The sequence below is a fragment of the Agromyces sp. CCNWLW213 genome (assembly GCF_037199545.1).
In the GTDB taxonomy this organism is placed as follows: domain Bacteria; phylum Actinomycetota; class Actinomycetes; order Actinomycetales; family Microbacteriaceae; genus Agromyces.
On sequence record NZ_JBBBDX010000013.1, the window covers coordinates 1 to 23,133 of the forward strand.

The 23,133-nt window shown below is 71.2% G+C and carries 27 protein-coding genes; 2 read left to right on the top strand and 25 right to left on the bottom strand.

Annotated features, from left to right (window positions below):
* Window positions 1–118 precede the first annotated feature (118 nt).
* Window positions 119–1,969 carry a glutamine--fructose-6-phosphate transaminase (isomerizing) gene (glmS, locus tag WBQ80_RS16685; protein ID WP_336571979.1) on the bottom strand — a complete coding sequence of 617 codons (1,851 nt, stop codon included), beginning with the start codon at window positions 1,967–1,969 and terminating at the stop codon, window positions 119–121.
* 155 nt (window positions 1,970–2,124) lie between these two features.
* Between glmS and coaA the strand changes: the two genes are divergently transcribed.
* Window positions 2,125–3,081 carry a type I pantothenate kinase gene (coaA, locus tag WBQ80_RS16690; RefSeq protein WP_336571978.1) on the top strand — a complete coding sequence of 319 codons (957 nt, stop codon included), beginning with the start codon at window positions 2,125–2,127 and terminating at the stop codon, window positions 3,079–3,081.
* Window positions 3,082–3,169: 88 nt separating this feature from the next.
* On the opposite strand, the gene glmM is transcribed toward coaA, so the two are convergent.
* The 16 genes from glmM to WBQ80_RS16770 all read right to left on the bottom strand — a co-directional run bounded on the left by glmM (window position 3,170) and on the right by WBQ80_RS16770 (window position 15,622).
* Window positions 3,170–4,531: a phosphoglucosamine mutase gene (gene glmM / locus WBQ80_RS16695; protein ID WP_336571977.1), complete on the bottom strand. Its 1,362-nt coding sequence runs from the start codon at window positions 4,529–4,531 to the stop codon at window positions 3,170–3,172.
* A gap of 21 nt (window positions 4,532–4,552) precedes the next feature.
* Entirely contained in the window at window positions 4,553–5,038 is a 486-nt protein-coding gene (gene rpsI, locus WBQ80_RS16700) for a 30S ribosomal protein S9 (protein ID WP_336571976.1), read from the bottom strand.
* 39 nt (window positions 5,039–5,077) lie between these two features.
* On the bottom strand, window positions 5,078–5,524 hold the full coding sequence (gene rplM, locus WBQ80_RS16705; RefSeq protein WP_336571975.1) for a 50S ribosomal protein L13: 447 nt from the start codon (window positions 5,522–5,524) through the stop codon (window positions 5,078–5,080).
* A gap of 137 nt (window positions 5,525–5,661) precedes the next feature.
* Window positions 5,662–6,549, bottom strand: coding sequence for a tRNA pseudouridine synthase A (locus WBQ80_RS16710; RefSeq protein WP_336572014.1), 888 nt, complete (start codon window positions 6,547–6,549; stop codon window positions 5,662–5,664).
* Between the two features lie 136 nt (window positions 6,550–6,685).
* A complete protein-coding gene (gene rplQ / locus WBQ80_RS16715; RefSeq protein WP_336571974.1) occupies window positions 6,686–7,234 on the bottom strand; it encodes a 50S ribosomal protein L17 in 549 nt (182 codons plus the stop codon).
* 45 nt (window positions 7,235–7,279) lie between these two features.
* Window positions 7,280–8,266, bottom strand: a complete 987-nt coding sequence (locus WBQ80_RS16720; protein WP_336571973.1) for a DNA-directed RNA polymerase subunit alpha — start codon at window positions 8,264–8,266, stop codon at window positions 7,280–7,282.
* Window positions 8,267–8,442: 176 nt separating this feature from the next.
* Window positions 8,443–8,841 (bottom strand): 30S ribosomal protein S11, encoded by a 399-nt coding sequence (gene rpsK / locus WBQ80_RS16725; protein WP_336571972.1) that lies wholly within the window; start codon window positions 8,839–8,841, stop codon window positions 8,443–8,445.
* A 32-nt stretch (window positions 8,842–8,873) separates the two neighbouring features.
* The gene (gene rpsM / locus WBQ80_RS16730; RefSeq protein WP_336571971.1) at window positions 8,874–9,254 is read right to left on the bottom strand and encodes a 30S ribosomal protein S13; all 381 of its coding nucleotides are present in this window, start codon (window positions 9,252–9,254) and stop codon (window positions 8,874–8,876) included.
* A gap of 134 nt (window positions 9,255–9,388) precedes the next feature.
* Window positions 9,389–9,502, bottom strand: coding sequence for a 50S ribosomal protein L36 (gene rpmJ / locus WBQ80_RS16735; RefSeq protein ID WP_092668570.1), 114 nt, complete (start codon window positions 9,500–9,502; stop codon window positions 9,389–9,391).
* A gap of 70 nt (window positions 9,503–9,572) precedes the next feature.
* Window positions 9,573–9,794, bottom strand: coding sequence for a translation initiation factor IF-1 (gene infA, locus WBQ80_RS16740; protein WP_011186713.1), 222 nt, complete (start codon window positions 9,792–9,794; stop codon window positions 9,573–9,575).
* A gap of 150 nt (window positions 9,795–9,944) precedes the next feature.
* Window positions 9,945–11,093 (bottom strand): mannitol-1-phosphate 5-dehydrogenase, encoded by a 1,149-nt coding sequence (locus WBQ80_RS16745; RefSeq protein WP_336571970.1) that lies wholly within the window; start codon window positions 11,091–11,093, stop codon window positions 9,945–9,947.
* Window positions 11,090–11,530 (bottom strand): PTS sugar transporter subunit IIA, encoded by a 441-nt coding sequence (locus WBQ80_RS16750; RefSeq protein WP_336571969.1) that lies wholly within the window; start codon window positions 11,528–11,530, stop codon window positions 11,090–11,092. The genes WBQ80_RS16745 and WBQ80_RS16750 overlap by 4 nt, the downstream gene beginning before the upstream one ends.
* Before the next feature lie 122 nt (window positions 11,531–11,652).
* Complete coding sequence (locus WBQ80_RS16755) at window positions 11,653–13,203, bottom strand: PTS mannitol transporter subunit IICB (RefSeq protein ID WP_336571968.1); 1,551 nt, start codon at window positions 13,201–13,203, stop codon at window positions 11,653–11,655.
* 18 nt (window positions 13,204–13,221) lie between these two features.
* A complete protein-coding gene (gene ptsP, locus WBQ80_RS16760) occupies window positions 13,222–14,910 on the bottom strand; it encodes a phosphoenolpyruvate--protein phosphotransferase (RefSeq protein ID WP_336571967.1) in 1,689 nt (562 codons plus the stop codon).
* Between the two features lie 45 nt (window positions 14,911–14,955).
* Window positions 14,956–15,222: an HPr family phosphocarrier protein gene (locus tag WBQ80_RS16765; RefSeq protein WP_336571966.1), complete on the bottom strand. Its 267-nt coding sequence runs from the start codon at window positions 15,220–15,222 to the stop codon at window positions 14,956–14,958.
* Between the two features lie 91 nt (window positions 15,223–15,313).
* Window positions 15,314–15,622 carry a PTS sugar transporter subunit IIB gene (locus WBQ80_RS16770; RefSeq protein WP_336571965.1) on the bottom strand — a complete coding sequence of 103 codons (309 nt, stop codon included), beginning with the start codon at window positions 15,620–15,622 and terminating at the stop codon, window positions 15,314–15,316.
* A 232-nt stretch (window positions 15,623–15,854) separates the two neighbouring features.
* Between WBQ80_RS16770 and WBQ80_RS16775 the strand changes: the two genes are divergently transcribed.
* Window positions 15,855–17,726 (top strand): BglG family transcription antiterminator, encoded by a 1,872-nt coding sequence (locus WBQ80_RS16775; RefSeq protein WP_336571964.1) that lies wholly within the window; start codon window positions 15,855–15,857, stop codon window positions 17,724–17,726.
* Window positions 17,727–17,757: 31 nt separating this feature from the next.
* Here the strand turns inward: WBQ80_RS16775 and map are convergent, their stop codons facing one another.
* The 8 genes from map to rplF form a co-directional block, all read right to left on the bottom strand.
* Window positions 17,758–18,585 (bottom strand): type I methionyl aminopeptidase, encoded by an 828-nt coding sequence (gene map, locus WBQ80_RS16780; protein ID WP_336571963.1) that lies wholly within the window; start codon window positions 18,583–18,585, stop codon window positions 17,758–17,760.
* Between the two features lie 9 nt (window positions 18,586–18,594).
* Window positions 18,595–19,227: an adenylate kinase gene (locus WBQ80_RS16785; RefSeq protein WP_336571962.1), complete on the bottom strand. Its 633-nt coding sequence runs from the start codon at window positions 19,225–19,227 to the stop codon at window positions 18,595–18,597.
* Window positions 19,224–20,546 carry a preprotein translocase subunit SecY gene (gene secY / locus WBQ80_RS16790; protein WP_336571961.1) on the bottom strand — a complete coding sequence of 441 codons (1,323 nt, stop codon included), beginning with the start codon at window positions 20,544–20,546 and terminating at the stop codon, window positions 19,224–19,226. The genes WBQ80_RS16785 and secY overlap by 4 nt, the downstream gene beginning before the upstream one ends.
* A gap of 116 nt (window positions 20,547–20,662) precedes the next feature.
* Window positions 20,663–21,355, bottom strand: a complete 693-nt coding sequence (rplO, locus tag WBQ80_RS16795; RefSeq protein ID WP_336571960.1) for a 50S ribosomal protein L15 — start codon at window positions 21,353–21,355, stop codon at window positions 20,663–20,665.
* Window positions 21,355–21,540: a 50S ribosomal protein L30 gene (gene rpmD, locus WBQ80_RS16800; RefSeq protein WP_336571959.1), complete on the bottom strand. Its 186-nt coding sequence runs from the start codon at window positions 21,538–21,540 to the stop codon at window positions 21,355–21,357. The genes rplO and rpmD overlap by 1 nt, the downstream gene beginning before the upstream one ends.
* Entirely contained in the window at window positions 21,540–22,235 is a 696-nt protein-coding gene (gene rpsE / locus WBQ80_RS16805; protein ID WP_067948561.1) for a 30S ribosomal protein S5, read from the bottom strand. Before rpsE ends, rpmD begins: the two co-directional genes overlap by 1 nt.
* On the bottom strand, window positions 22,232–22,591 hold the full coding sequence (rplR, locus tag WBQ80_RS16810) for a 50S ribosomal protein L18 (protein ID WP_067948563.1): 360 nt from the start codon (window positions 22,589–22,591) through the stop codon (window positions 22,232–22,234). Before rplR ends, rpsE begins: the two co-directional genes overlap by 4 nt.
* Window positions 22,592–22,593: 2 nt before the next feature.
* Window positions 22,594–23,130 (bottom strand): 50S ribosomal protein L6, encoded by a 537-nt coding sequence (rplF, locus tag WBQ80_RS16815; protein WP_336571958.1) that lies wholly within the window; start codon window positions 23,128–23,130, stop codon window positions 22,594–22,596.
* Between the last annotated feature and the right edge of the window lie 3 nt (window positions 23,131–23,133).

Below are 23,133 nucleotides of genomic sequence, written 5' to 3' on the forward strand. Positions count from 1 at the left end.
CCCCCCCCCCCCCCCCCCCCCCCCCCCCCCCCCCCCCCCCCCCCCCCCCCCCCTTTCCCCCCCCCCCCCCCCCCTCCCCTCCCTTCCCCCCCCCCCCCCCCCCCCCCCCCGGACCGCGTCACTCGACCGTGACCGACTTCGCCAGGTTGCGCGGCTGGTCGACGTCGAGGCCCTTGGCCTGCGACAGCTCCATCGCGAAGATCTGCAGCGGCACGACGGCGAGCAGCGGCTCGAACAGCGGGCCCGCCAGCGGGATGCGGATGACCTCGTCGGCGAACGGGAGCACCGCCGCGTCGCCGGCCTCGGCGATCGCGATGACGCGCGCGCCGCGCGCCCGGATCTCCTGGATGTTCGAGACCACCTTCGGGTGCAGCGTCGCCGAGCCACGCGGACTCGGGACGACCACGAAGACCGGCTGGCCCGGCTCGATCAGCGCGATCGGGCCGTGCTTGAGTTCGCCCGCCGCGAAGCCCTCGGCGTGGATGTACGCGAGCTCCTTGAGCTTCAGCGCACCCTCGAGCGCGATCGGGTAGCCCACATGGCGGCCGAGGAACAGCACCGACCGGGTGTCGCTCATCCAGTGCGCGAGCTCGCCGACGCGCTCGCCCTGCTCGAGGACGGTCGCGATCTTCTCGGGGATCGCCTGCAGCTCGGCGACCTGAGCCGCGAGCTCCGGCTCGGAGAGCGTGCCGCGCACGCGTGCGAGGTGGAGGCCGAAGAGGTACAGCGCCGTGATCTGCGCGACGAACGCCTTGGTCGACGCGACCGCGACCTCGGGCCCGGCGTGCGTGTACACCGCCGCATCCGACTCGCGCGGGATCGTCGCCCCCTGCGTGTTGCACACCGAGATGGCCTTCGCGCCCTGCTCGCGGGCGTACTTGACCGCCATGAGCGTGTCCATCGTCTCGCCCGACTGGCTGATCGACACGACGAGCGTGCCGTCGTCGATCACCGGCTCGCGGTAGCGGAACTCGTGGCTGAGCTCGACCTCGACGGGGATGCGCGCCCACTGCTCGATGGCGTACTTCGAGACCATGCCCGCGTAGGCGGCGGTGCCGCACGCCACGACCGTGATGCGTCGGATGGCGCGGAGCGCGTCGTCGCCGAACTCGTCGAGCTCGGGCACCGAGACCACGCCGTCGACGATCCGGCCGCGGATCGTGTTCGCCACGGCGTCGGGCTGCTCGGCGACCTCCTTCGCCATGAACGAGGACCAGCCGCCCTTCTCGGCCGCGGAGGCGTCCCACGCGACGTCGAACGGCTCGACCTCGACGGGGTTGCCGTCGAAGTCGGTGACGGTGACCTCGCCGGCGGTGATCGCGACGATCTGGTCCTGGCCGATGGCGACCGCGCGCTTGGTGAACTCGACGAACGCCGCGACGTCCGAGCCGAGGAAGTTCTCGCCGTCGCCGAGCCCGATGACGAGCGGCGAGTTGCGACGTGCACCGACGACCACCCCGGGCTCGTCCTTGTGGACGGCGAGCAGCGTGAACGCGCCCTGGAGTCGGCGCACGGTGCGGCGGAACGCCTCGCGCAGGTCGCCCGTGGCTCGGTACTCCCTGCCGAGCAGGACGGCGGCGACCTCGGTGTCGGTCTCGCTGAGGAACTCGGCGCCGTCGGCGACGAGCTCCTCCTTCAACTCGGAGAAGTTCTCGATGATGCCGTTGTGGATGAGGGCGAGCTTGTCGTCGTCGGCCAGGTGGGGGTGGGCGTTGCGGTCGGTCGGGCCGCCGTGGGTCGCCCAGCGGGTGTGGCCGATCCCGGTGCCGCCGCGGTGGATGGGGTGACGACCGAGCTCGTCAGCGAGCACCTGCAGCTTGCCGGCGCGCTTGGCGAACTCGAGGTCGCCCTCGTCATCGACGACGGCGACGCCGGCCGAGTCGTAGCCACGGTATTCGAGGCGGCGCAGGCCACCCATGAGGACGTCGAGGCTGTTGCGCTCTCCGACGTATCCGACGATTCCACACATGCGCACGATCCTACCGGCGTGTTCCTGAGCGCCGGACCGGCGCCGCATCGGACGGGTGCCGACCCCTGCCGGGCCGCCGTCCGGGCCGCCGCGCGGGCCGGCGCGCGGGCCGCCCGAGGCCCGTCGGGTGCCGTCGCCGCGACTACACTGTCACGGTGCCCGATCCGCAGAGCCCGTCGACGCACGCTCCCCAGATCTCCCCGTTCATCGAACTGAGCCGGGCCGACTGGGCGGCGCTCGCACCGTCGATGCCGTCCCCACTGCGGGAGACCGAGATCGTGCAGCTGCGAGGACTCGGCGAGCCGCTCGACCCGGTCGAGGTCGCCGAGGTGTACCTGCCGCTCAGCCGGTTGCTCAACCTGTACGTCGGCGGCACCAAGGCGCTGCACGAGGTGACGAGCACGTTCCTGCGCGAGCGGTTCGAGTCGACCCCGTTCGTGATCGGCGTCGCGGGCTCGGTGGCCGTCGGCAAGTCCACCATCGCGCGCCTGCTGCGCGAGCTCCTCGCACGGTGGGAGCACACGCCGCGCGTCGAGCTCGTCACGACCGACGGGTTCCTGTTCCCGAACGCCGAGCTCGAGCGACGCGGCCTCATGGAGCGCAAGGGGTTCCCGGAGTCCTACGACCGCCGCGCGCTGCTTCGCTTCGTGAGCGAGGTCAAGGCCGGTGCGCCCGAGGTGCGCGCGCCGTTCTACTCCCACCTCGCGTACGACATCGTGCCCGACGCGCAGATCACGGTGCGCCGCCCCGACGTGCTCATCGTCGAGGGGCTCAACGTGCTCCAGCCGGCCGCGCCGGGCCACAAGCTCGCGGTGAGCGACCTGTTCGACTTCAGCATCTACGTCGACGCGCGGACGGGCGACATCGCGCGCTGGTACGAGGAGCGCTTCCTGAAGCTGCAGCGTGGCGCGTTCGCGAACCCGCGCTCCTACTTCCATCGCTTCGCGAGCCTCAGCGAGGACGAGGCGCGCGCCCGCTCCCGCTCGATCTGGCACTCGATCAACGAGCCCAACCTGCTCCAGAACATCCGGCCGACCAGGTCGCGCGCCTCGCTCGTGCTGCGCAAGGGCAGCGACCACGCCGTGTCGAGCGTGCTGCTGCGCAAGCTCTGAGGTCGGCCTCGACGCGTCGACGGATGCCGCGGCATCCGTCACCCGTCGGGGCGAGCGGATGCCGCGGCTCGGGCCGTCCGGCCGGGGGTCAGTTCGCGAGGCGCTCGCGCACGACCGCGGCGAGCTTCTCGGCGTGCGCCTCGGCGACGTGCTGGTCGGCCGCCTCGACCATGACTCGGACCATGGGCTCGGTGCCGGACGGGCGCAGCAGCACGCGGCCCGTGTCGCCCAGTTCGGCCTCGGCGGCCTTCACGGCCGCGGCGATGTCGGCGTCGTCGGCCATGGCGTGATGGTCGACGTCGCGCACGTTGACGAGCACCTGCGGGTACACGGTCATGACGGAGGCCAGCTCGGCGAGGGTCCTGCCGGTCCGGGCCATCTCGGCGACGAGGTGGAGGCCCGTGAGCACGCCGTCGCCCGTCGTGGCGAACTCGCTCATGATGACGTGCCCGGACTGCTCGCCGCCGAGCGCGTAGCCGCCCTGGGCGAGGGCCTCGAGCACGTAGCGGTCGCCGACCTTGGTCTCGACGACGCGGATGCCGCGTTCGGCCATCGCGCGCTTCAGCCCGAGGTTCGACATGACCGTGACCACGAGGGTGTCGTCGGTGAGCGTGCCGCGCTCCTGCATCGAGACGGCGAGGATCGCCATGATGCGGTCGCCGTCGACCACGTTGCCGTCGGCGTCGACCGCGAGGCAGCGATCGGCGTCGCCGTCGTGGGCGATGCCCACGTCGGCCCGGTGCTCGCGGACGGCCTGCTGGAGCAGTTCGAGGTGGGTGGAGCCCACGCCGTCGTTGATGTTCATGCCGTCGGGGTCGGCGCCGATGACGACGACCTCGGCGCCCGCGTCGCGGAAGGTCTCGGGCGAGACGCCCGCGGCGGCGCCGTGCGCGCAGTCGAGGACGACCTTGAGCCCCTCGAGCCGGTTCGGCAGCGTCGCGAGCAGATGGACGACGTAGCGGTCCTCGGCGTCGGCGAAGCGGCGGATGCGGCCGACGCCGTCGCCGGTCGGAGCGAGCTTCTGCCGGCCGAGGTAGGACTCGATGCGGTCCTCGACCTCGTCGGGGAGCTTCGTGCCGCCGAGCGAGAAGAACTTGATGCCGTTGTCGGGGGCGGGGTTGTGCGACGCCGAGATCATCACGCCGAAGTCGGCGCGGATGCTGTCGATCAGGAACGCCGTCGCGGGCGTGGGGATGACGCCCGCGTCGAGCACGTCGACGCCGGAGCTCGCGAGGCCGGCGGACACGGCGGCCGTGAGGAACTCGCCGGAGACGCGGGGGTCGCGCGCGACCACCGCGACGGGGCGGCGGCCGGCGGCGCGGAGTTCATCGGCGTGCCGGCCCTGGGTGAGGACCGCGGCAGCCGCCTGGGCGAGGCCCAGGGCCAGGTCAGCCGTGAGTTCACGGTTGGCCAGGCCCCGGACCCCGTCGGTTCCGAAGAGCCGAGGCATACGGGGGACCCGTTCTCGCGCTTAGCGCTTCGAGAACTGGGGCGCCTTGCGGGCCTTCTTGAGACCGGCCTTCTTGCGCTCGATGACGCGGGCGTCGCGCGTGAGGAAGCCGGACTTCTTCAGCGTGGGACGGTTGTTCTCGCGGTCGATCTCGTTGAGCGCACGAGCGATCGCGAGGCGCAGCGCGCCGGCCTGGCCCGAGGGGCCGCCGCCGGTGATGCGGGCGATCACGTCGTACGAGCCCGAGAGCTCGAGGACGGTGAACGGGTCGGTGATGAGCTGCTGGTGCAGCTTGTTCGGGAAGTAGTCCGCGAACTCACGGCCGTTGACCGTGATGGTGCCGGCGCCCGGCACGACGCGCACGCGCGCGATGGCCTGCTTGCGTCGACCGACGGCCGCACCCGAGACGTTGAGCACGGGGCGGGCGGCAGCGGGCGCGGCCGCGGGGGCCGACTCGGTGGTGTAGCTCTCGGGAGCCTGGTCGATCTGGTCTGCGATCTTCGCCATGGTGGTGTCTCTGAATCCTTTTCGCGTCGGCGCCGGGGCTTACTGGGCGACCTGGGTGAGGGTGTACGGCTTCGGCTGCTGAGCCGCGTGCGGGTGCTCCGGGCCGGCGTAGACCTTCAGCTTCTTCAGCTGCTGGCGGCCGAGCGAGTTCTTCGGGAGCATTCCGCGGATCGCCTTCTCGACGGCGCGGACGGGGTTCTTCTCGAGCAGCTCGGCGTAGCCGACCGCCTTGAGGCCGCCCGGGTAGCCCGAGTGGCGGTAGGCCTTCTTCTGCTCGAGCTTCTGGCCGGTGAGGGCCACCTTCTCGGCGTTGACGATGATCACGTGGTCGCCGGTGTCGACGTGGTTCGCGAAGATCGGCTTGTGCTTGCCGCGGAGGATCGCCGCGGCGTGGCTCGCGAGGCGGCCGAGCACGATGTCGGTGGCGTCGATGACGACCCAGTCGCGCTGGATCTCGTTCGCCTTCGGGGTGTAGGTGCGCGTCACAGTAGTGCTGCTTTCTGATCGAGTGAGGGGTTCGTGAATCCCACTCCGGCGTGTGTTCGCTCGCGATGCGAGGAGAACGCCACGGTGGAGGGCTCAACATCGGATGCCGACGCAGTCGACGGCACCAAAGGGCTAGCTTAGCCGACCACACCTTCCACGTGCAATTCCCGACGTGCTCGCGTCTGCTCCGCGCGCGCCGCCAGGTCTTCGTCGGCGGGGTAGCCCACCTCGGTCAGCGTGAGGCCCTTCGCCGGCAGCACCTTGAACGCGCTCGTCCGCGAGCGTGCGTGCATGAGCTCGCCCGGCTGTTCGACGCCCAGGCGACCCTCGCCCACGGCGACGCCGGACCCGACGAGCGCCCGCACCATCGAGTGGCAGAACGCGTCGGCCTGGAGCGACGCGACCAGGACGCCGTCGGGCGAGCGGCGCCACCGGAACGACTGGAGCGTGCGGATCGTCGTCGCCCCCTCGCGCGGCCTGCAGAACGCGGCGAAGTCGCCGAGGCCCACGAGGGTCTGCGCGGCGACGTCCATCGCCTCGACGTCGAGGTCCTTCGGATACCACACGGTCCGGTGCCGCTGCAGCGGGTCGTGCTCGGAGCCCGCGTCGGCGATGCGGTACTCGTACCGGCGCCACACGGCCGAGAACCGCGCATCGAACCCGTCCGGGGCGAGCCGTGCCGAGCGGACGACGACGTCGGAGTCGGCGGCGCCGAGCAGGCCGCGAAGGCGGCGTGCGAGCACCGCTCCGGGATCGGCGCCCGGGTCGTCCTCGCCGACGCCGCGACGGGGGCGGGCGACGGCCCGGAACGCCGCCTGGTCGACGTCCAGGTGCGCCACCTGCCCGGTCGCGTGCACGCCCGCGTCGGTGCGACCCGCGACCACCAACCGGGGCGCGACGCCCTCGCGCCGGAAGAGCGTCGCGAGCGCGTGCTCGAGCGTGCCCTGCACGGTCCGGAGCGACGGCTGCCGGCTCCACCCGGCGAACGCGGTGCCGTCGTACGCCAGGTCGAGGCGCAGTCGCACGACGGATGCCGCGGCATCCGCCTCGGCATCGACCCCCGGGCTCGTCGTCGTCGCCTCGTTCACGGACCCAGCCTAGATGCGCGAGGGACCCCGGTGCGGAAGCACCGGGGTCCCTCATCGAACGGGAGCGCGAAGGCTACTTCGCGGCGGCCTCCTCGGCCTCCTCGGCCGGAGCCTCGGCCGACTCGGCCGACGCCTCGGAGCCGGCGGCCTCGTCGACGGCGGCCTCGTTCCCGGTCACGACCTCGTCCGTGGTCTCCTCGGCGGCGAGCTCCTCCGCCGGGGCGGCCGCGGCGGCCGGCTTGGCGGCGCGCGCCTTGGGGGTCACGGGCTCGAGGACGAGCTCGATGACCGCCATGGGGGCGTTGTCGCCCTTGCGGTTGCCGATCTTCGTTATGCGGGTGTAGCCGCCCTCGCGGTCGGCGACCTGCGGCGCGATGACCGTGAACAGCTCGTGCACGACCGACTTGTCGCCGATGACGGCGAGCACGCGACGGCGGGCGTGCAGGTCGCCGCGCTTGGCGAACGTGATCAGGCGCTCGGCGAGCGGACGCAGGCGCTTGGCCTTCGTCTCGGTCGTGGTGATGCGCTTGTGCGTGTACAGCGCGGCCGCGAGGTTGGCGAGCAGCAGGCGCTCGTGCGCGGGTCCGCCTCCGAGGCGGGGGCCCTTCGTGGGCTTCGGCATGGTGGTATCTCCAGTGTTGGGGGGTTGGTGCGGCCCGGGGCCTGCTTAGTTCTCGTCCTCGAAGCCCGTGTAGAAGTGGGCGCCGTCGAAGCCGGGGACCGAGTCCTTGAGCGACAGGCCCATCTCGGTGAGCTTGTCCTTGACCTCGTCGACCGACTTCTGGCCGAAGTTGCGGATGTTCATCAGCTGCGACTCCGACAGGGCCACGAGCTCGGACACCGTGTTGATGCCCTCGCGCTTGAGGCAGTTGTACGAGCGCACCGAGAGGTCGAGGTCCTCGATCGGGATCGAGAGCTCGCTCGAGAGCACGGCGTCGACCGGCGCGGGGCCGATCTCGATGCCCTCGGCCGCGCTGTTGAGCTCGCGGGCCAGGCCGAACAGCTCGACGAGCGTGCGACCGGCCGACGCGATCGCGTCGCGCGGCGTGATGGCGGGCTTGGACTCGACGTCGACCACGAGGCGGTCGAAGTCGGTGCGCTCGCCCGCACGCGTCGCCTCGACGCGGTAGGTGACCTTGAGCACCGGAGAGTAGATCGAGTCGACCGGGATCTGGCCGGCCTCGGAGTACTCGTTGCGGTTCTGGCTGGCCGAGACGTAGCCGCGGCCGCGCTCGATCGTGAGCTCGAGCTCGAACTTCGCCGAGTCGTTGAGCGTCGCGATGACCAGCTCGGGGTTGTGCACCTCGACCCCCGCCGGAGCGGAGATGTCGGCGGCGGTGACCTGACCGGCGCCCTGCTTGCGCAGGTAGGCCGTGATGGGCTCGTCGTGCTCGCTGGAGACGACCAGGTTCTTGATGTTGAGGATGATCTCGGTGACATCCTCCTTCACGCCCGGGACGGTCGAGAACTCGTGGAGCACGCCGTCGATGCGGATGCTCGTCACGGCCGCGCCGGGGATCGAGGAGAGGAGGGTGCGACGGAGCGAGTTCCCCAGGGTGTAACCGAAGCCCGGCTCGAGGGGCTCGATCACGAAACGCGAACGGAACTCCGAGATGTTCTCTTCGGTGAGCGTCGGACGCTGTGCGATCAGCACTGGTGATTCCTTTCGGCAGGGTGTCCGCTATATGACACCTGCGAGTTCGAGGATCTTGAGTTGTGAGAGAGAACGTGACCCTGCGGGTCGAGGAGCGCCCGGCGCGGCCGGACGCGTCTCGAGACCGGATCCCGAGACGGCCTGACGGCCTCCTCGATCCGCAGGACGGGGTTGTGCTAGACGCGACGGCGCTTGGGCGGGCGGCATCCGTTGTGCGCCTGGGGCGTCACGTCGTTGATGCTGCCGACCTCGAGGCCCGCAGCCTGGAGGGAGCGGATCGCGGTCTCGCGGCCCGAGCCCGGGCCCTTGACGAAGACGTCGACCTTCTTCATGCCGTGCTCCTGCGCCTGGCGCGCGGCCGACTCGGCGGCGAGCTGCGCGGCGAAGGGCGTCGACTTGCGCGAGCCCTTGAAGCCGACGCCGCCCGAGGAGGCCCAGCTGATCACGGCACCGTTCGTGTCGGTGATCGACACGATGGTGTTGTTGAAGGTCGACTTGATGTGGGCCTGGCCCACGGCGACGTTCTTCTTGTCCTTCTTGCGCGGCTTGCGAGTCGCCGCCTTGGGTGCTGCCATGTTCGAAATCTCCTAGATCTTGGCGCGAGCGGTTACTTGCGGCCGGGCTTCTTCTTGCCGGCGACGGTGCGCTTCGGGCCCTTGCGGGTACGAGCGTTGGTCTTGGTGCGCTGGCCGCGGACCGGGAGGCCCCGACGGTGGCGGATGCCCTCGTACGAGCCGATCTCGACCTTGCGGCGGATGTCGGCGGCCACCTCGCGGCGGAGGTCGCCCTCGACCTTGTAGGTGCCCTCGATGTGGTCGCGGAGGGCGACGAGCTGGTCGTCGGTGAGGTCCTTGACGCGGATGTTCCCGTCGATGCCGGTCTCCGCGAGCGTCTCCAGCGCGCGGGTGCGGCCGACGCCGTAGATGTAGGTCAGTGCGATCTCCACGCGCTTCTCGCGCGGGATGTCGACTCCTGCCAGACGTGCCATGGTGGCTTCTCCTGTTGGTGGTTCGGAGGTGTGGAGCACTTCCGGTGCCTCGGCCTCCGTCCGAGGGTGTCCCCCGCGCCCTCACGGGCGCGGGTTCGTGGAAGTGCCGTATTCAGTTCTGCGTCGGCGCGGGACTAGCCCTGGCGCTGCTTGTGGCGCGGGTTCTCGCAGATCACCATGACGCGGCCGTGGCGGCGGATGATCTTGCACTTGTCGCAGATGCGCTTGACGCTGGGGTTGACCTTCACAGTCGTGGTTCCTTAGTTCGCTGTCCTCGTACCCGCGGGGTGCCGCGGGCCGTTACTTTCCGAACAGCCCTTACTTGTAGCGGTAGACGATGCGGCCGCGGGTCAGGTCGTACGGGCTCAGCTCCACGATCACGCGGTCCTCGGGGAGGATGCGGATGTAGTGCTGGCGCATCTTTCCGGAGATGTGGGCGAGCACCTTGTGCCCGTTGGTCAGCTCAACCCGGAACATCGCGTTCGGGAGTGCCTCGATGACCGAGCCTTCGATCTCGATGACGCCGTCTTTCTTGGCCATAGCCTCACTATCGCTTGGAGTGTGGGTATTCGGTCGTGCGATGATGATGCACGACCTCGACGAGGCCCATCGGGCATGCCGAAGCGGGCGTGCAAAACACCAAGGGTCAACTATAGGCGAATCCGAGTCGATTCGCCAGTCGGCCGCGTGTCAGCTTGCGAGCCGGCGAGTGACGACCGCGACGAGCCGGTCGTGCAGCGGATGCCCCGGCTCGACGCCGCACACCTCGCGCACGATCGCGTCCGCGTCGTCCGCTCGCAGGCGCTGCTGGAGCTCGACGCTCTCCGGGTCGGGGGGAACGTCGAAGCCCAGTGCCGCCTCGACGGCGTCGAGGAGCCCGTCGACCGGCAGGTCGCGCTCGGCGAGCTCGACGGCCGGCCCGATGAACCGCTCGCGGCGGCTCAGCTTGCGCAGCGGCTGGCGACCGACCCGCTCGACGGTGTCGGGCAGCGCCGCGTTCCGGAAGCGCCCGAGGATGGTCGCCCGGTACTGCGCCTGCTGCTCCTCGGTGAAGCCGTGCTTGGCGACGATGAGCGCGGAGGTCTCCTCGAGCACGCGCTCGACCCGAGCCGCGACCGACGGGTCGGCGAGCGCCTCGGCGATGCGCTCGTGCCCGGCGAGGAAGCCGAAGTACGCGGTCGACGCGTGCCCGGTGTTCACGGTGAACAGCTTCCGCTCGATGTAGGGGCCGAGCCGGTCGACGAAGTGCGCATCCGGGATCGGCGGCGGCGCGTCACCGAACGGCGGTCGCTCGATCGCCCACTCCGAGAAGGTCTCGACCGTGACGTCGAGGCCGGTCTCCCCCGGCTGGCCCGGCACGATCCGGTCCACCGCGGTGTTCGCGAACACCGCGCGACGCTCGAGCTCGAGCCACTCGTCGGGCCCGGCGAGCTTCGCGGTCTCGTCGCGCAGCAGGCTCGTCGCGTCGATCGCGTTCTCGCAGGCCATCACCGCGAGCGGCGGCACCCCGGGCGCCCGGTCGCGCAGCGCCTGGAGCACGTGCGGCGCGATGAATCGGAGGATGCTCGGGCCGACCGCGGTCGTGAGCACGTCGGCGTCGGCGAGCTCGGCGGCCAGCATGGCGGCATCCGTCTGCGAGTTGACCGCCCGGAACCGGTCGACGACCCGGTCGCGCGCGCCCTCGCCCACCTCGTGCACGGTGTACCGGTCGGCCGCGGCCAGCGCGTCGATCAGCTCGGCGTTCACGTCGGCGAAGACGACCTCGTAGCCCGCATCGTGCAGCAGCAGCCCGATGAAGCCCCGACCGATGTTGCCCGCGCCGAAGTGGACGGCCTTCACGACGCGTTCACCTCGGCGAGGAGCGCGACGAGCTCGTCGGACGACCGCGCCGCGAGGAGCTTCTCGACCTCGTCCTCATCGGAGAACACGATGGCGATCTTCGACAGGATCTCGAGGTGCTCGTCGCCGCGGCCCGCGATGCCCACGACGAAGCGCGCCTGCTCGCCGCCCCAGTCGATGGGCTCCTCGTACCGCAGGAGCGACATGGCCGACCGGCGGATGAGATCCTTCGCCTCGTTCGTGCCGTGGGGGATGGCGAGCCAGTTGCCCATGTACGTCGACACCGAGCCCTCGCGCTCGAGCATCGAGTCGACGTACGCCGCGTCGACCGCGCCCGCGTCGACGAGCACGGCGCCCGCCGCGCGGATGGCGTCGTCGCGGCTCGCGCCGCCGGGGACGATGCGCACGTTCTGGGCCGGCAGGATCTGGTCGGTCATGAGAGCTCCTTCTTCGTCGGTTCGCTGGTCGCTGTGGGTGGGCGGCGCCGGACGACGCGACCGCCCGGGCCGCACCCCTCGAGAGGGCGTGACCCGGGCGGCTCGTCATCCGGTGGCGATCGTCAGCGCTCCCGCTGCGCCTCGATCAGGTCGACGACCTCGTCGTACCTCGGCGAGTTCATGAAGTTGTCGACCGAGATGTGGACGGCGTCGGGCGTCTGCAGCCTGGCCCGTTCGGTCAGGTCCTGGTGGGTGATGACCACGTCGGCCGACGAGTCGAGGTTCGCGATCGCCTTGTTGACGACGGTGACGTCCTCGATTCCCGCCTTCTTGATCTTGTTGCGGAGGACGCTCGCGCCCATCGCCGACGAGCCCATGCCCGCGTCGCAGGCGAACACGACGTTCCTGATCTCCCGGATCGTGCCCGTCGCGGGCCCGCCGCCGCCGCCGGCCTGGGTCGCCGCACCGCCGCGCAGGTTGCCGAGAGCGTCGGAGCTCTTGCCCTTGGCCGCCTCGGTCTGCGTGATCGCGGCGCCGAACGCGTCATCCGAGACGGCCATCGCCTCGAGATCGCGCTTCCGCGACGCCCGCAGGATGACGGCCGCGATGGCGAACGTCACGGCCGCCGACAGGATCACCGAGAGGATGACGGCGACGTACGCACCCGACGCGGTCTGCGCCAGGACCGCGATGATGCTGCCCGGCGCGGCCGGGGCCCGCAGTGCGCCGCCCAGCAGCATGTTGGTGGTGACCCCGGTCATGCCGCCCGCGATGAGCGCCACGATCAGGATCGGCTTCATCAGCGCGAACGGGAAGTACACCTCGTGGATGCCGCCGAAGAACTGGATGACGGCCGCACCCGGTGCCGACGCCCTCGCCGCACCGATGCCGAAGAACGTGAACGCCAGCAGCAGGCCGACGCCGGGGCCGGGGTTCGCCTCGAGGAGGAACAGGATCGACGAGCCCTCCTCGGCCGCCTGCGAGAGGCCGAGCGGGGTCAGCACGCCGTGGTTGATCGCGTTGTTCAGGAACAGCACCTTGGCCGGCTCGATGATGATGCTGGTCAGCGGCAGCAGGTTGGTCTCGACGAGCCAGCTCACCGCCCCCGAGAGGGCGTTCATGATGCCGTTCACCAGCCAGGCGATCGGATAGAACCCGACGACGGCCATGACGAAGCCCCAGATGCCGGCCGAGAACATGTTGACGAGCATCTCGAAGCCCGCCTTGACCTTGCCCTCCCAGATCGCGTCGATCCGCTTCATGGTCCACGCTGCGAGCGGGCCGAGGATCATGGCGCCGATGAACATGTGGATCTGGCCGAGCTGGTTGTCCTCGGGCAGGGTCGCGTTCACCTGGGCGATGAGCAGGTCCGAGCCCGCGATCGCGCCGAAGGTGGCGATGCTGCCGACCACGCCGCCGCGGATGCCGTACACCATGGAGCCGCCGGTATAGCCGATCAGGATCGGCAGCAGGTAGTGGATGAACGGTCCGACGATGGTCGCGAGGTCCGCGTTCGGCGTCCATCCGACGCCGATGAAGAACGCGGTGAAGATGCCCCACGCGATGAGCGCGGGGATGTTCGGCATGATCATGCCGCTGAGGAAGGTTCCGAATCTCTGGACGTGGACGCGGGCTCCCCCGGGTCGCTTCGCCTCAGCTGACGTCGTCGTCATGGCTGCCTCCAGTGCAGGTCACGGCACGGGTGTGCCGGTGGGGATGGGTGCGGATGATGCGGCGGCGGCCTCCTGTGCCGCCTGCTTCGCCTCGGCCGCTCCCTCCGCGGCCAGGGCTGCCCGGGCGATGCGCTCGGCATCCTCCCGGGTGTACCGCGCGAGGGAGGCGCGGACGTCTGCGAGTGCCGACGGGGACATCGACAGGCTGGTGGCGCCGAGGCCGACGAGCACCACGGCGAGCAGGGGGTCGGCGGCGGCCTCGCCGCAGATGCCGACGGGGCGGCCGTCGGCCCGGCCGGCGTCGCCGACGTGCGCCACGAGGCGCAGCACCGACGGATGCCACGCGTCCTGCAGGTTCGCGACCGTGCCGAGCAGCCGGTCGGCCGCCATCGTGTACTGGGTGAGGTCGTTGGTGCCGATGGACGCGAAGTCGGCGACCTTGAGGATGTGCTCGGCGATGAGCGCCGCGGAGGGCGTCTCGACCATGACGCCGGAAACCGTGATGCCGAGCTCCTCGCAGAGGCTCGTGAAGTACCGGGTCTCCTCGACGGTCGCGATCATCGGGGCCATGACCCACAGGTCGGCGTCGGTCGCGGCGTCGGCCGCGGCGAGCGCCGTGAGCTGCTCGCGCAGGATCACCTCGGAGTGCCGCAGGGCGCGGATGCCCCGGAGCCCGAGTGCCGGGTTCTCCTCGGGTGCGTCGTTGAGGAACGAGAGGGGCTTGTCGGCGCCCGCGTCGAGGACGCGGACCACGACCTTCTTCCCGGCGAACGCGGTGAGCATGCGCGTGTACTGCGCCTGCTGCTCGGTGACCGACGGAGCGGTGTTGGCGTCGAGGAACAGGAACTCGGTTCGGAACAGCCCGACGCCCTCGGCCCCGAGGGCGATGGCCTCCTCGGCGCCGTCGGCGGAGCCGAGGTTCGCGAGCAGCGGCACGGGCGTGCCGTCGGCGAGCGCTCCCGGCGTGACCGGTGCCGCCGCGCGCGCGGCTCGCTCCGCGATGCGCTGCTGCGCCGCGGCGACCTGCTCGGGCGTCGGCCCCGGCACGACGGTGTCGTTCGCGGCGTCGACGATCACCGTGTCGCCGTCGGCCAGCCGCGCGGCATCCGCTGCCCCGACCACCGCGACGATCGACTTCTCGCGGGCGAGGATCGCGGTGTGCGACGTGGGGCCGCCGTCGATCGTCACGAGCCCGAGCACCTGGCCGAGGTCGAGCAGCGCGGTGTCGGCCGGCGCGAGGTCGCGCGCCACGAGCACGAACGGATGACCGGGGTTCGGCACGCCGGGCGCGGGCACCTTCAGCAGGTGCGCGACGACCCGCTGCGAGACGTCGTCGAGGTCGGCGGCGCGCTCGCCCATGTAGCCGCCCATCGCGACGAGCATGTCGCGGAACGACGCGAACGCCTCGAAGACGGCGCGTTCGGCGGTCTTGCCCTGGGCCAGTCGCGTGACGACGTCGTCGATCAGCGTCGGGTCCTCGGCCATCATCGCCTGCGCCTCGAGCACGTCCTGCGCGGCGCCGCCGGCCTGCGCGCCCTTGCGCTGGAGGTCGTCGGCGACCACCGAGAGCGACGCCCGGGCACGCTCCTCCTCGCGGGCCGGGTCGAGGTGACTCGGCCGGTCGACCGGCTCCGGCAGCCGTTCGGCCATGCGAACGACCGGTCCGACGGCCACGCCCTGGCCGATCCCCGTACCTCTGAACTCCATCACTCGCCCCTCCGATTCGCTTCGTCGGGCGACGGATGCCGCGGGCTATTCGTCGTGATCGGTGCTGAGCAGCTCGACGAGCTCGTCGAGCACGCGCTGCTCGTCGCCCCCGTCGACCGCCACGGTGACCTCGTCGCCGTGGTCGATGCCCTGCGCGATGACGGCGAGGATGCTCGCCGCATTGACGGGAGTGCCGCCCGCTTTCGCGATGGTGACACTCGATCCCGATGACGCGGCGGCCTGGGTGAACAGCTTCGCCGGCCTGGCGTGCAGTCCGTGGCTCGATCCGACTCGAACAGTGCGTTCCACCATGTTGCAGGCCTCCGTCGCTGGCGTCCGTTCCCGCCTTCACCATAGACCCGGGAGTCCGCGCAGGGAACGGGGTTGCGCGGCGTGGGAGCGTTCACGAACGACCTCCGGTGATCGCGATCGCGAGGTCGAGGGCGGCGTCGCCGTCCAGTTCGCGGGTCTCGCCGGGCAGGACCGCCAGTGGCACGGATGCCGCGGCGGCCTCCTCCTCGAGCGACGTGAGCCGCTCGGCGAGGTGGGTTCCCACGAGCAGGGCGTCGGCGCCGGCGAGCTCGGCGGCGAGCGTCTGCTCGCCCGCGGCCCGCACGTCGACCACGATGCCGCGCGCCTCGGCGGCCCGGCGGATCCGCAGCGCGGCGAAGGTGCTCGAGGCACCGGCTCCGCACACCACGATGATCCGCATCGCCTGCCTCCTCGCCCGGCTTCGCCCGGTCCTCGTCGATCGGTCACGGCGGATGCCGCGAACATGCCGAGTCTGCTCCGCCACCCCTCCGATGCGCCACCAGACCTGCTTCCGCACCCCCGGAAGTTCTGCGGCATCCGCTGCCCCGATGGCCGCGTGGTGGTTGACTGGCTGCATCCGCCGCGCGGCGCGCGCGGCGCGGCGGGAGTGTGCCGATCGGAAGCGAGTGGACGTGCCGGAGAAGTGGGAGCGCCTCGTCGAGGCCCTCGCCGACCACGACGGCTGGATCACCGCGGCTCGGCTCGCCGACCGGCTCGGTGTCACCACGCGCACGGTGCGCACGTACGCGGCCCAGGCGAACGGCGGGGGCGAGCCAATCGTGGAGTCGGGTCCCGACGGCTACCGCCTCGACCGCGCGGCGTGGTCGCGACGCGCGGCCCGACGCGCGGGCGCCGACGCCGGCCCCGAGGGACGCCGAGCGCGCCTGATCCGCGACCTCGTCGATGCACCCGACGGCCTCGACGTGTACGAGGCGGCGGAGCGGATGCACGTCAGCGAGTCGACGCTCGAGGCGGACCTCGGTCGCGTGCGCGCGCGCCTCGAGGGCACCGGACTGGCGCTCGAGCGCGAGGGCGGCGTGATGCGGCTGCGCGGCCCCGAGACCGCGATGCGCCGGCTCGTGGGGGCCCTCGTCCGCGAGGAGGGCCGACGGGGCGTGCGCGACCTCGCCACCCTCCGCGCGGGCTTCCCGCCGGTGGACGGATTCCGCAGGGGGCTCCTCGACGGGCTCCGCCGGGCGGGGTGGGCGCCCAACGAGTACGCGCTCGACGACGTCCTGCTGCACGTCGCGATCGCGGTCGACCGCGTGTCACGCGACCGGACCCTCGAACGCGACGAGGGCAGTGCGGCCGGACCCGCGCCCGACTCGCTGGCGACGCTCGTCGACGAGCTCGTCCGCGAGGAGTTCGACGTCCGGCTGCCCCCGGCGGAGCTCGCGCACCTGGCGCGGCTCATCGGGACGCGCGCCGCCACGCGACGCGAGGGCCCGGCCCGCATCGACGTGCTGCGCGGCATCGTCGCACGCATCTCGCAGGACTGGCTCGTCGAGCTCGGCGACGACGAGTTCCTCGAGCGGCTCGCGCTGCACGTCGACAACCTCGCCGCGCGCGCCGCGGAGCACAGCTACTCGCGCAACCCCCTCACCGCGTCGATCAAGGCCGCGTACCCGCTCATCTACGACCTGGCGGTGTTCCTCGCGTCCGAGCTCGGCCGCCTCGAGGGCATCACGGTGAACGACGACGAGATCGCCTACCTCGCGATGCACCTCGGTGCGGCGCTCGAGCGCACGCGGTCGCGCGGCGACGCCGTACGCGTCGCGGTCGTCGCACCGGAGTACCACGACGCGCGCGACCTGCTCCTCGAACGGCTCCGCGGCGGGCTCGGCGACGACGTCGAGCTCGTCGTCGCGGACGCCGTCCCGCTCGACGGTCCCCCGGCATCCGTCGACGAGGGGGATCTCGTGGTGTCGGTGCTGCCGCCGCGCGTGCCGCACCCCGGGGTCGTGATCGTCTCCCCGTTCCCCACCGCCGACGACGTCGAGCGCGTGCGGCAGGAGCTCGCGCGGATCCGCCGCGGACGCCGCCGCGCGCGCCTCGCATCGACCCTCACGCGGACCATCGGCCCCGACCTGTTCGTCCGCGGCGTCGGCGGTCGCGACCGCGAGGACGTCATCCGGCTGCTCGGCGACCGGCTCATGGCCGCCGGGGTGATCGACGAGGCGTACCTGCAGGGCGTGTTCGAGCGCGAGCGGATGTCCTCGACCGCGTTCACCGACCTCCTCGCGGTACCGCACGCCATGACCATGACGGCCGAGCGCAGCGCCATCGCGATCGCCATCGACGAGCGGCCGATCCCCTGGGGCGGGGCCGAGGTGCACGTCGTGGCGCTCATCGCGTTCGCGGAGTCCGGCCGCGCCGAGTTCCAGGCCGTGTTCGACCAGTTCGTCGAGGCGTTCTCGGAGCCCGAGAACGTGCGCCGGCTCGTGCGCGGCGCCGTGGACTACCCAGGCCTGCTGGCCGAGCTCGCGGTGCTCATGGCGCCCTGAGGGCGCCCGCCGCCACGTGCCCCGGCGGTGCTCAGGCGATGGGGACGGGCGTCACGCCGAACGCCGCGAGTCCCGCAGCACCGCCGTCCGGAGCCGTGAGCACCCAGATGCCGTCGCGGTGGACCGCCACGCTGTGCTCGAAGTGCGCGCCGTCGGCGCCGTCGGCGGTCGCCACGGTCCAGCCGTCGTCGCGGACGAACGTGTCGGGCCCGCCGGCGACGACCATCGGCTCGATCGCCACCACGAGGCCGGGCTGCACGCGCGGGCCGCGCCCGCGGACCGCGTGGTTGTACACGGTCGGCTCCTCGTGCATCTCGCGGCCGATGCCGTGGCCGCCGTAGCCCTCGATGATCGAGTACGGGCCGGATGCCGCGACCGACTCCTCGATGGCCTCCCCCACCTCGTTGAGGTGGCGTGCGCTCGCGAGTCGCGCGACGCCCGCCCACAGCGCGCGCTCGGCGGCGTCGGCCACCGCCCGCCGGAAGCGGACCGCATCGGGCCGGTCGGGGTCCGGCAGCACGACCGTGAAGGCCGCGTCGCCGTTCCACCCGCCGACCTCGGCGCCGCCGTCGATCGACACCAGGTCGCCCGGGAGGAAGGCCCGGTCGCCCGGGATGCCGTGGACCACGTCGCTGCCGACCGACACGCAGAGCGTGTGCTGGTAGCCCGGGACGAGGCGGAAGTTCGAGCGGCCGCCCCGTCCGCGGATCACGGCGTCCGCCACCGCGTCGAGCTCGATCGGCGTCGCGCCGACCACGAGCCGGTCGCGCACCGCCGCGAGGGCGCCCGCGGTCGCCTCGCCCGCCGGGATCATCGCCCGCAGCTCGGCGGGGGACTTCAGCGGGTGACGGCGGAACACGCGCGAGGGCTAGGCCGCGCCGGCGTCGGTCGCGCCGCCGCCGTTCGGGACCAGCCCGCGCTCGGCGAGGGCGTCGAAGATCCGCCCGGTGACCTCGTCGAGGGTGCCCACGCCGTCGATGCGCAGCACGAGGTCGCGCTCGCGGTACACCTCGAGGATCGGCGCGGTCTCGCGCTCGTAGATGGCGAGGCGGTTCGCGATGACCTCCTCGGTATCGTCGGTACGGCCCTGGTCGAGCGCGCGCTGGCGCAGGCGCCCGATGCTCTCGTCACGCGGGACGACGAGCTCGATCACGGCGTCGAGCGACTCGCCGCGGCCCGTGAGGAACTCGTCGAGGTGCGCCACCTGGCCGCGGTTGCGGGGATAGCCGTCGAGCACGAAGCCGCGCGCCGCGTCGGGCTGGCCCAGGCGGTCGCGCACCAGCTCGCTGGTGAGCTCGTCGGACACCAGGTGGCCCGCCTCGATGGTCGCCTGGACCTGCTGCCCGAGTTCGGTCCCGCCCTTGATGTTCTCGCGGAAGATGTCGCCCGTGGCGACCTGCGGCACGTCGAACGCCTCGGCGACGAGGACGCCCTGCGTGCCCTTGCCGGAGCCCTGGGGACCCACGATCAGGAATCGGGCGGAGGCGGCGGAGTGCGTCATCGGAGGAGCCCTTCGTAGTGGCGCTGCTGCAGCTGGGCGTCGATCTGCTTCACCGTCTCGAGGCCGACGCCGACAATGATGAGGATCGACGCGCCGCCGAAGGGGAAGTTCTGGTCGGCGCCGACGACCGCGAACGCGATCAGCGGGATCAGCGCCACGAGGCCGAGGTAGAGCGAGCCCGGCAGCGTCACGCGGGTGAGGACGTAGTCGAGGTACTCGGCGGTGGGGCGACCCGCGCGGATGCCCGGGATGAAGCCGCCGTACTTCTTCATGTTCTCGGCGACCTCGTCGGGGTTGAAGGTGATCGCGACGTAGAAGTACGTGAAACCGACGATGAGCAGGAAGTACACGAGCATGTACAGCGGGCTCGAACCCTGCGTGAGGTTGTTGGTGACCCAGACGACCCACGCCTGCGGCTCCTCGCCGGCGGCGGGCTGGTTGAACTGGGCGATGAGGGCCGGCAGGTACAGCAGCGACGAGGCGAAGATGACGGGCACGACGCCGGCCATGTTCACCTTGATCGGGATGTAGGTGTTGTTGCCGCCGTAGGTGCGACGGCCGACCATCCGCTTCGCGTACTGCACGGGGATGCGACGCTGCGACTGCTCGACGAACACGACCGCGAGGACGATCACGAGGCCGATGGCGAGCACGACCGCGAAGGTGTCGAAGCCGCGCGAGACCGCGATCGCCCAGAGCGAGCCGGGGAACGTCGCCGCGATCGAGACGAAGATCAGCAGCGACATGCCGTTGCCGATGCCGCGCTCGGTCACGAGCTCGCCCATCCACATGATGAGGCCCGTGCCGGCGGTCATGGTGATGACCATCAGGAGGATCGCGTACCAGGCGTCGTTGGTGATGAGCTGCGTGCACGCGGGGTCGGAGTTCGCCGGGAACAGCGCACCCGAGCGGGCGACGGTGATGAGCGTGGTCGACTGCAGGACGCCGAGCGCGATCGTGAGGTAGCGCGTGTACTGCGTGAGCTTCGCCTGGCCGGCCTGGCCCTCCTTGTAGAGGGTCTCGAAGTGCGGGATGACCACGCGGAGCAGCTGCGTGATGATCGACGCCGTGATGTACGGCATGATGCCGAGCGCGAAGATCGAGAGCTGGAGGAGCGCGCCGCCGGAGAAGAGGTTGACGAGCTCGTAGAGGCCCGAGGCCCCCTGGTTCGCCGCCAGGCACTGCTGGACGTTCGCGAAGTCCACGAACGGCGCGGGGATGAACGAGCCGAGTCGGAACAGGGCGATGATGCCCAGCGTGAACCCGATCTTCCGGCGAAGGTCGGGGGTGCGGAAGATCCGCCCGATGGCGTTGAACACTCGTCCTCCTGTTGCTCCGTCGTGGAGTCAGTCGTTATGCGGCTCGAGCCTGTCGAGACCCCCGTGAATCATACGCGAGGTCCCGACAGGCTCGAACTCGGGGTGGTGCAGCGGCCCTACTTGACCGAACCGCCGGCGGCGACGATCTTCTGCTCGGCGGAGCCGGAGACCTTGTCGACCGCGACGTTGAGCTTGACCTGGATGTCGCCGTTGCCGAGCACCTTGACGCGCTCGTTCTTGCGGACGGCGCCCTTGGCCACCAGGTCGTCGACGGTGACGTCGCCGCCCTTGGGGTAGAGCTCGGCCAGCTTCTCCAGGTTGACCACCTGGTACTCGACCCGGAACGGGTTCTTGAAGCCGCGCAGCTTCGGCGCACGCATGTGGTACGGAAGCTGCCCGCCCTCGAAGCCGGGGCGGATGTTGTTGCGGGCCTTCGAGCCCTTGGTGCCGCGACCGGCGGTCTTGCCCTTCGAACCCTCACCGCGTCCGACGCGGGTCCGGTCCTTCTTGGCGCCGGGCGCCGGCCGCAGGTGGTGCACCTTCAGCACGGGCTCGCGCACGGCGTCGTCGGCGGCCTTGGGGGCGGCCTTCTTCGCCGGGGCCTTCTTGGCCGGGGCCTTCTCGGCCGCGGCGTCCGACTTGGCGGCGGCGGCCTTGGCCGGCGCCTTCTTCTCGGCGGCCTTGGCCGGGGCCTTCTTCTCGGCGGCGGCCTTGGCCGGCGCCTTCTTCTCGGCAGCGGCCTTCGCCGGCGCCTTCTTCGCAGGAGCCTTCTTCGGGGTCTCCTCGGTTGCCTTCTTGTCGTCGGCCATTAGTCGATCTCCTCAACCTTCACGAGGTGGGCGACCGTCTTCACGTAACCGCGGTTCTGCGGCGTGTCCTCGCGGACGACGGAGTGCCCGATGCGCTTCAGTCCGAGGCTGCGGAGCGTGTCGCGCTGGTACTGCTTCTCGCTCACCTTGGACTTGATCTGGGTCACCTTGAGCTGCTTGGCCATCAGGCACCTGCCTTCGCTGCTGCGGCGGCCTCGGCCGCCTGGGCCTCGGCACGCAGGAGACGGGCCGGGGCGACCTCGTCGTAGTCGAGACCACGACGGGCGGCGACGGCGCGGGGCTCCTCGAGCTGCTTCAGCGCCTCGACCGTGGCGTGCACGATGTTGATGGTGTTCGACGAGCCGAGCGACTTGCTCAGCACGTCGTGGATGCCGGCGCACTCCAGCACGGCACGGACCGGACCACCGGCGATGACACCGGTACCGGGGCCGGCCGGACGCAGGAGGACGACACCGGCGGCCGCCTCGCCCTGCACCGGGTGCGGGATCGACGAGCCGACGCGGGGGACGCGGAAGAAGTTCTTCTTCGCCTCCTCGACGCCCTTCGAGATCGCGGTCGGCACCTCTCGGGCCTTGCCGTAGCCGACGCCCACGAGGCCGTTGCCGTCGCCCACGACGACGAGCGCCGTGAAGCTGAAGCGGCGACCGCCCTTGACGACCTTCGACACGCGGTTGATCGTGACGACGCGCTCGAGGAACTGGCTCTTCTCGGCGTCGCGGTCACGACGGTCGCGGCCCTGGCCGCGGTCGCGGCCGCCACGACGGCCCTCGCGCTCGTTGCGCTGCGGCTCCGAGGATGCTGCCGTCTCGACGGGTGCCTCTGCGGTCACCTCGGTCTCCTTCACAGTGTTCTCGCTCACAGGTTCAGCCCTGCCTCTCGCGCTCCGTCGGCGATCGCTGCGACACGACCGGCGTACTTGTTGCCGCCGCGGTCGAACACGACCGACTCGATGCCCGCCTGCTTGGCCCGCTCGGCGACGAGCTCGCCGACCTTCTTGGCCTTGGCGGTCTTGTCACCGTCGAACGCGCGGAGGTCTGCCTCCATGGTCGAGGCGGATGCCACGGTGTGGCCCTTGCTGTCGTCGACGACCTGCACGAAGACGTGGCGGGCCGAACGCGTCACGACGAGACGGGGACGCAGCTCGGTGCCGACGATCTTCTTGCGAAGCCGGGTGTGGCGGCGCGAACGCGCAGCCGACTTGCTCTTGACGGCCATGATTACTTACCAGCCTTTCCGGCCTTGCGACGCACGACCTCGCCGGCGTAGCGGATGCCCTTGCCCTTGTAGGGCTCGGGCTTCTTGATCTTGCGGATGTTGGCGGCGGTCTCGCCGACGGCCTGCTTGTCGATGCCCGAGACGGTGATCTTGTTGTTGCCCTCGACCGTCAGGGTGATGCCGGCCGGCGGCTCGACGGTGACCGGGTGCGAGAAGCCGAGCGCGAACTCGACCGACGAGCCCTTCTGGGCGACGCGGTATCCGGTGCCGACGATCTCGAGGCCCTTGGAGTAGCCCTGGGTGACGCCGATGATGTTGTTGGCGATGAGGGTGCGCGTGAGGCCGTGCAGCGAACGCGAGGCGCGCTCGTCGTCGGGGCGGGTGACGAGGACCTGGCTGTCCTCGACCTTGACCTCGAGGGGCTGCGCGATCGTGAGCGCGAGCTCGCCCTTCGGGCCCTTGACGGTGACGGCGCGGCCGTCGACCTTCACGTCGACACCGGCGGGGATGTCGATGGGGAGTCGTCCGATTCGTGACATGGA

Bases quoted from the DNA above. Each gene is read 5' to 3' on its own strand.
- rplF (WP_336571958.1), bottom strand. From the start codon at position 23,130: ATGTCACGAATCGGACGACTCCCCATCGACATCCCCGCCGGTGTCGAC.
- glmM (WP_336571977.1), bottom strand. From the start codon at position 4,531: ATGCCTCGGCTCTTCGGAACCGACGGGGTCCGGGGCCTGGCCAACCGT.
- rpmD (WP_336571959.1), bottom strand. From the start codon at position 21,540: ATGGCCAAGCAGCTCAAGGTGACCCAGATCAAGTCCAAGGTGAGCGAG.
- ptsP (WP_336571967.1), bottom strand. From the start codon at position 14,910: ATGGAGTTCAGAGGTACGGGGATCGGCCAGGGCGTGGCCGTCGGACCG.
- WBQ80_RS16785 (WP_336571962.1), bottom strand. From the start codon at position 19,227: ATGACGCACTCCGCCGCCTCCGCCCGATTCCTGATCGTGGGTCCCCAG.
- WBQ80_RS16765 (WP_336571966.1), bottom strand. From the start codon at position 15,222: ATGGTGGAACGCACTGTTCGAGTCGGATCGAGCCACGGACTGCACGCC.
- rplR (WP_067948563.1), bottom strand. From the start codon at position 22,591: ATGGCCGTCAAGAGCAAGTCGGCTGCGCGTTCGCGCCGCCACACCCGG.
- rpsK (WP_336571972.1), bottom strand. From the start codon at position 8,841: ATGGCAGCACCCAAGGCGGCGACTCGCAAGCCGCGCAAGAAGGACAAG.
- rpsI (WP_336571976.1), bottom strand. From the start codon at position 5,038: ATGGCGAAGATCGCAGACCAGATCGACCAGGCTCCCGAGAGCTACACC.
- rplO (WP_336571960.1), bottom strand. From the start codon at position 21,355: ATGGCCGACGACAAGAAGGCAACCGAGGAGACCCCGAAGAAGGCTCCT.
- rpsM (WP_336571971.1), bottom strand. From the start codon at position 9,254: ATGGCACGTCTGGCAGGAGTCGACATCCCGCGCGAGAAGCGCGTGGAG.
- rplQ (WP_336571974.1), bottom strand. From the start codon at position 7,234: ATGCCGAAGCCCACGAAGGGCCCCCGCCTCGGAGGCGGACCCGCGCAC.
- WBQ80_RS16755 (WP_336571968.1), bottom strand. From the start codon at position 13,203: ATGACGACGACGTCAGCTGAGGCGAAGCGACCCGGGGGAGCCCGCGTC.
- WBQ80_RS16750 (WP_336571969.1), bottom strand. From the start codon at position 11,530: ATGACCGACCAGATCCTGCCGGCCCAGAACGTGCGCATCGTCCCCGGC.
- glmS (WP_336571979.1), bottom strand. From the start codon at position 1,969: ATGTGTGGAATCGTCGGATACGTCGGAGAGCGCAACAGCCTCGACGTC.
- infA (WP_011186713.1), bottom strand. From the start codon at position 9,794: ATGGCCAAGAAAGACGGCGTCATCGAGATCGAAGGCTCGGTCATCGAG.
- WBQ80_RS16770 (WP_336571965.1), bottom strand. From the start codon at position 15,622: ATGCGGATCATCGTGGTGTGCGGAGCCGGTGCCTCGAGCACCTTCGCC.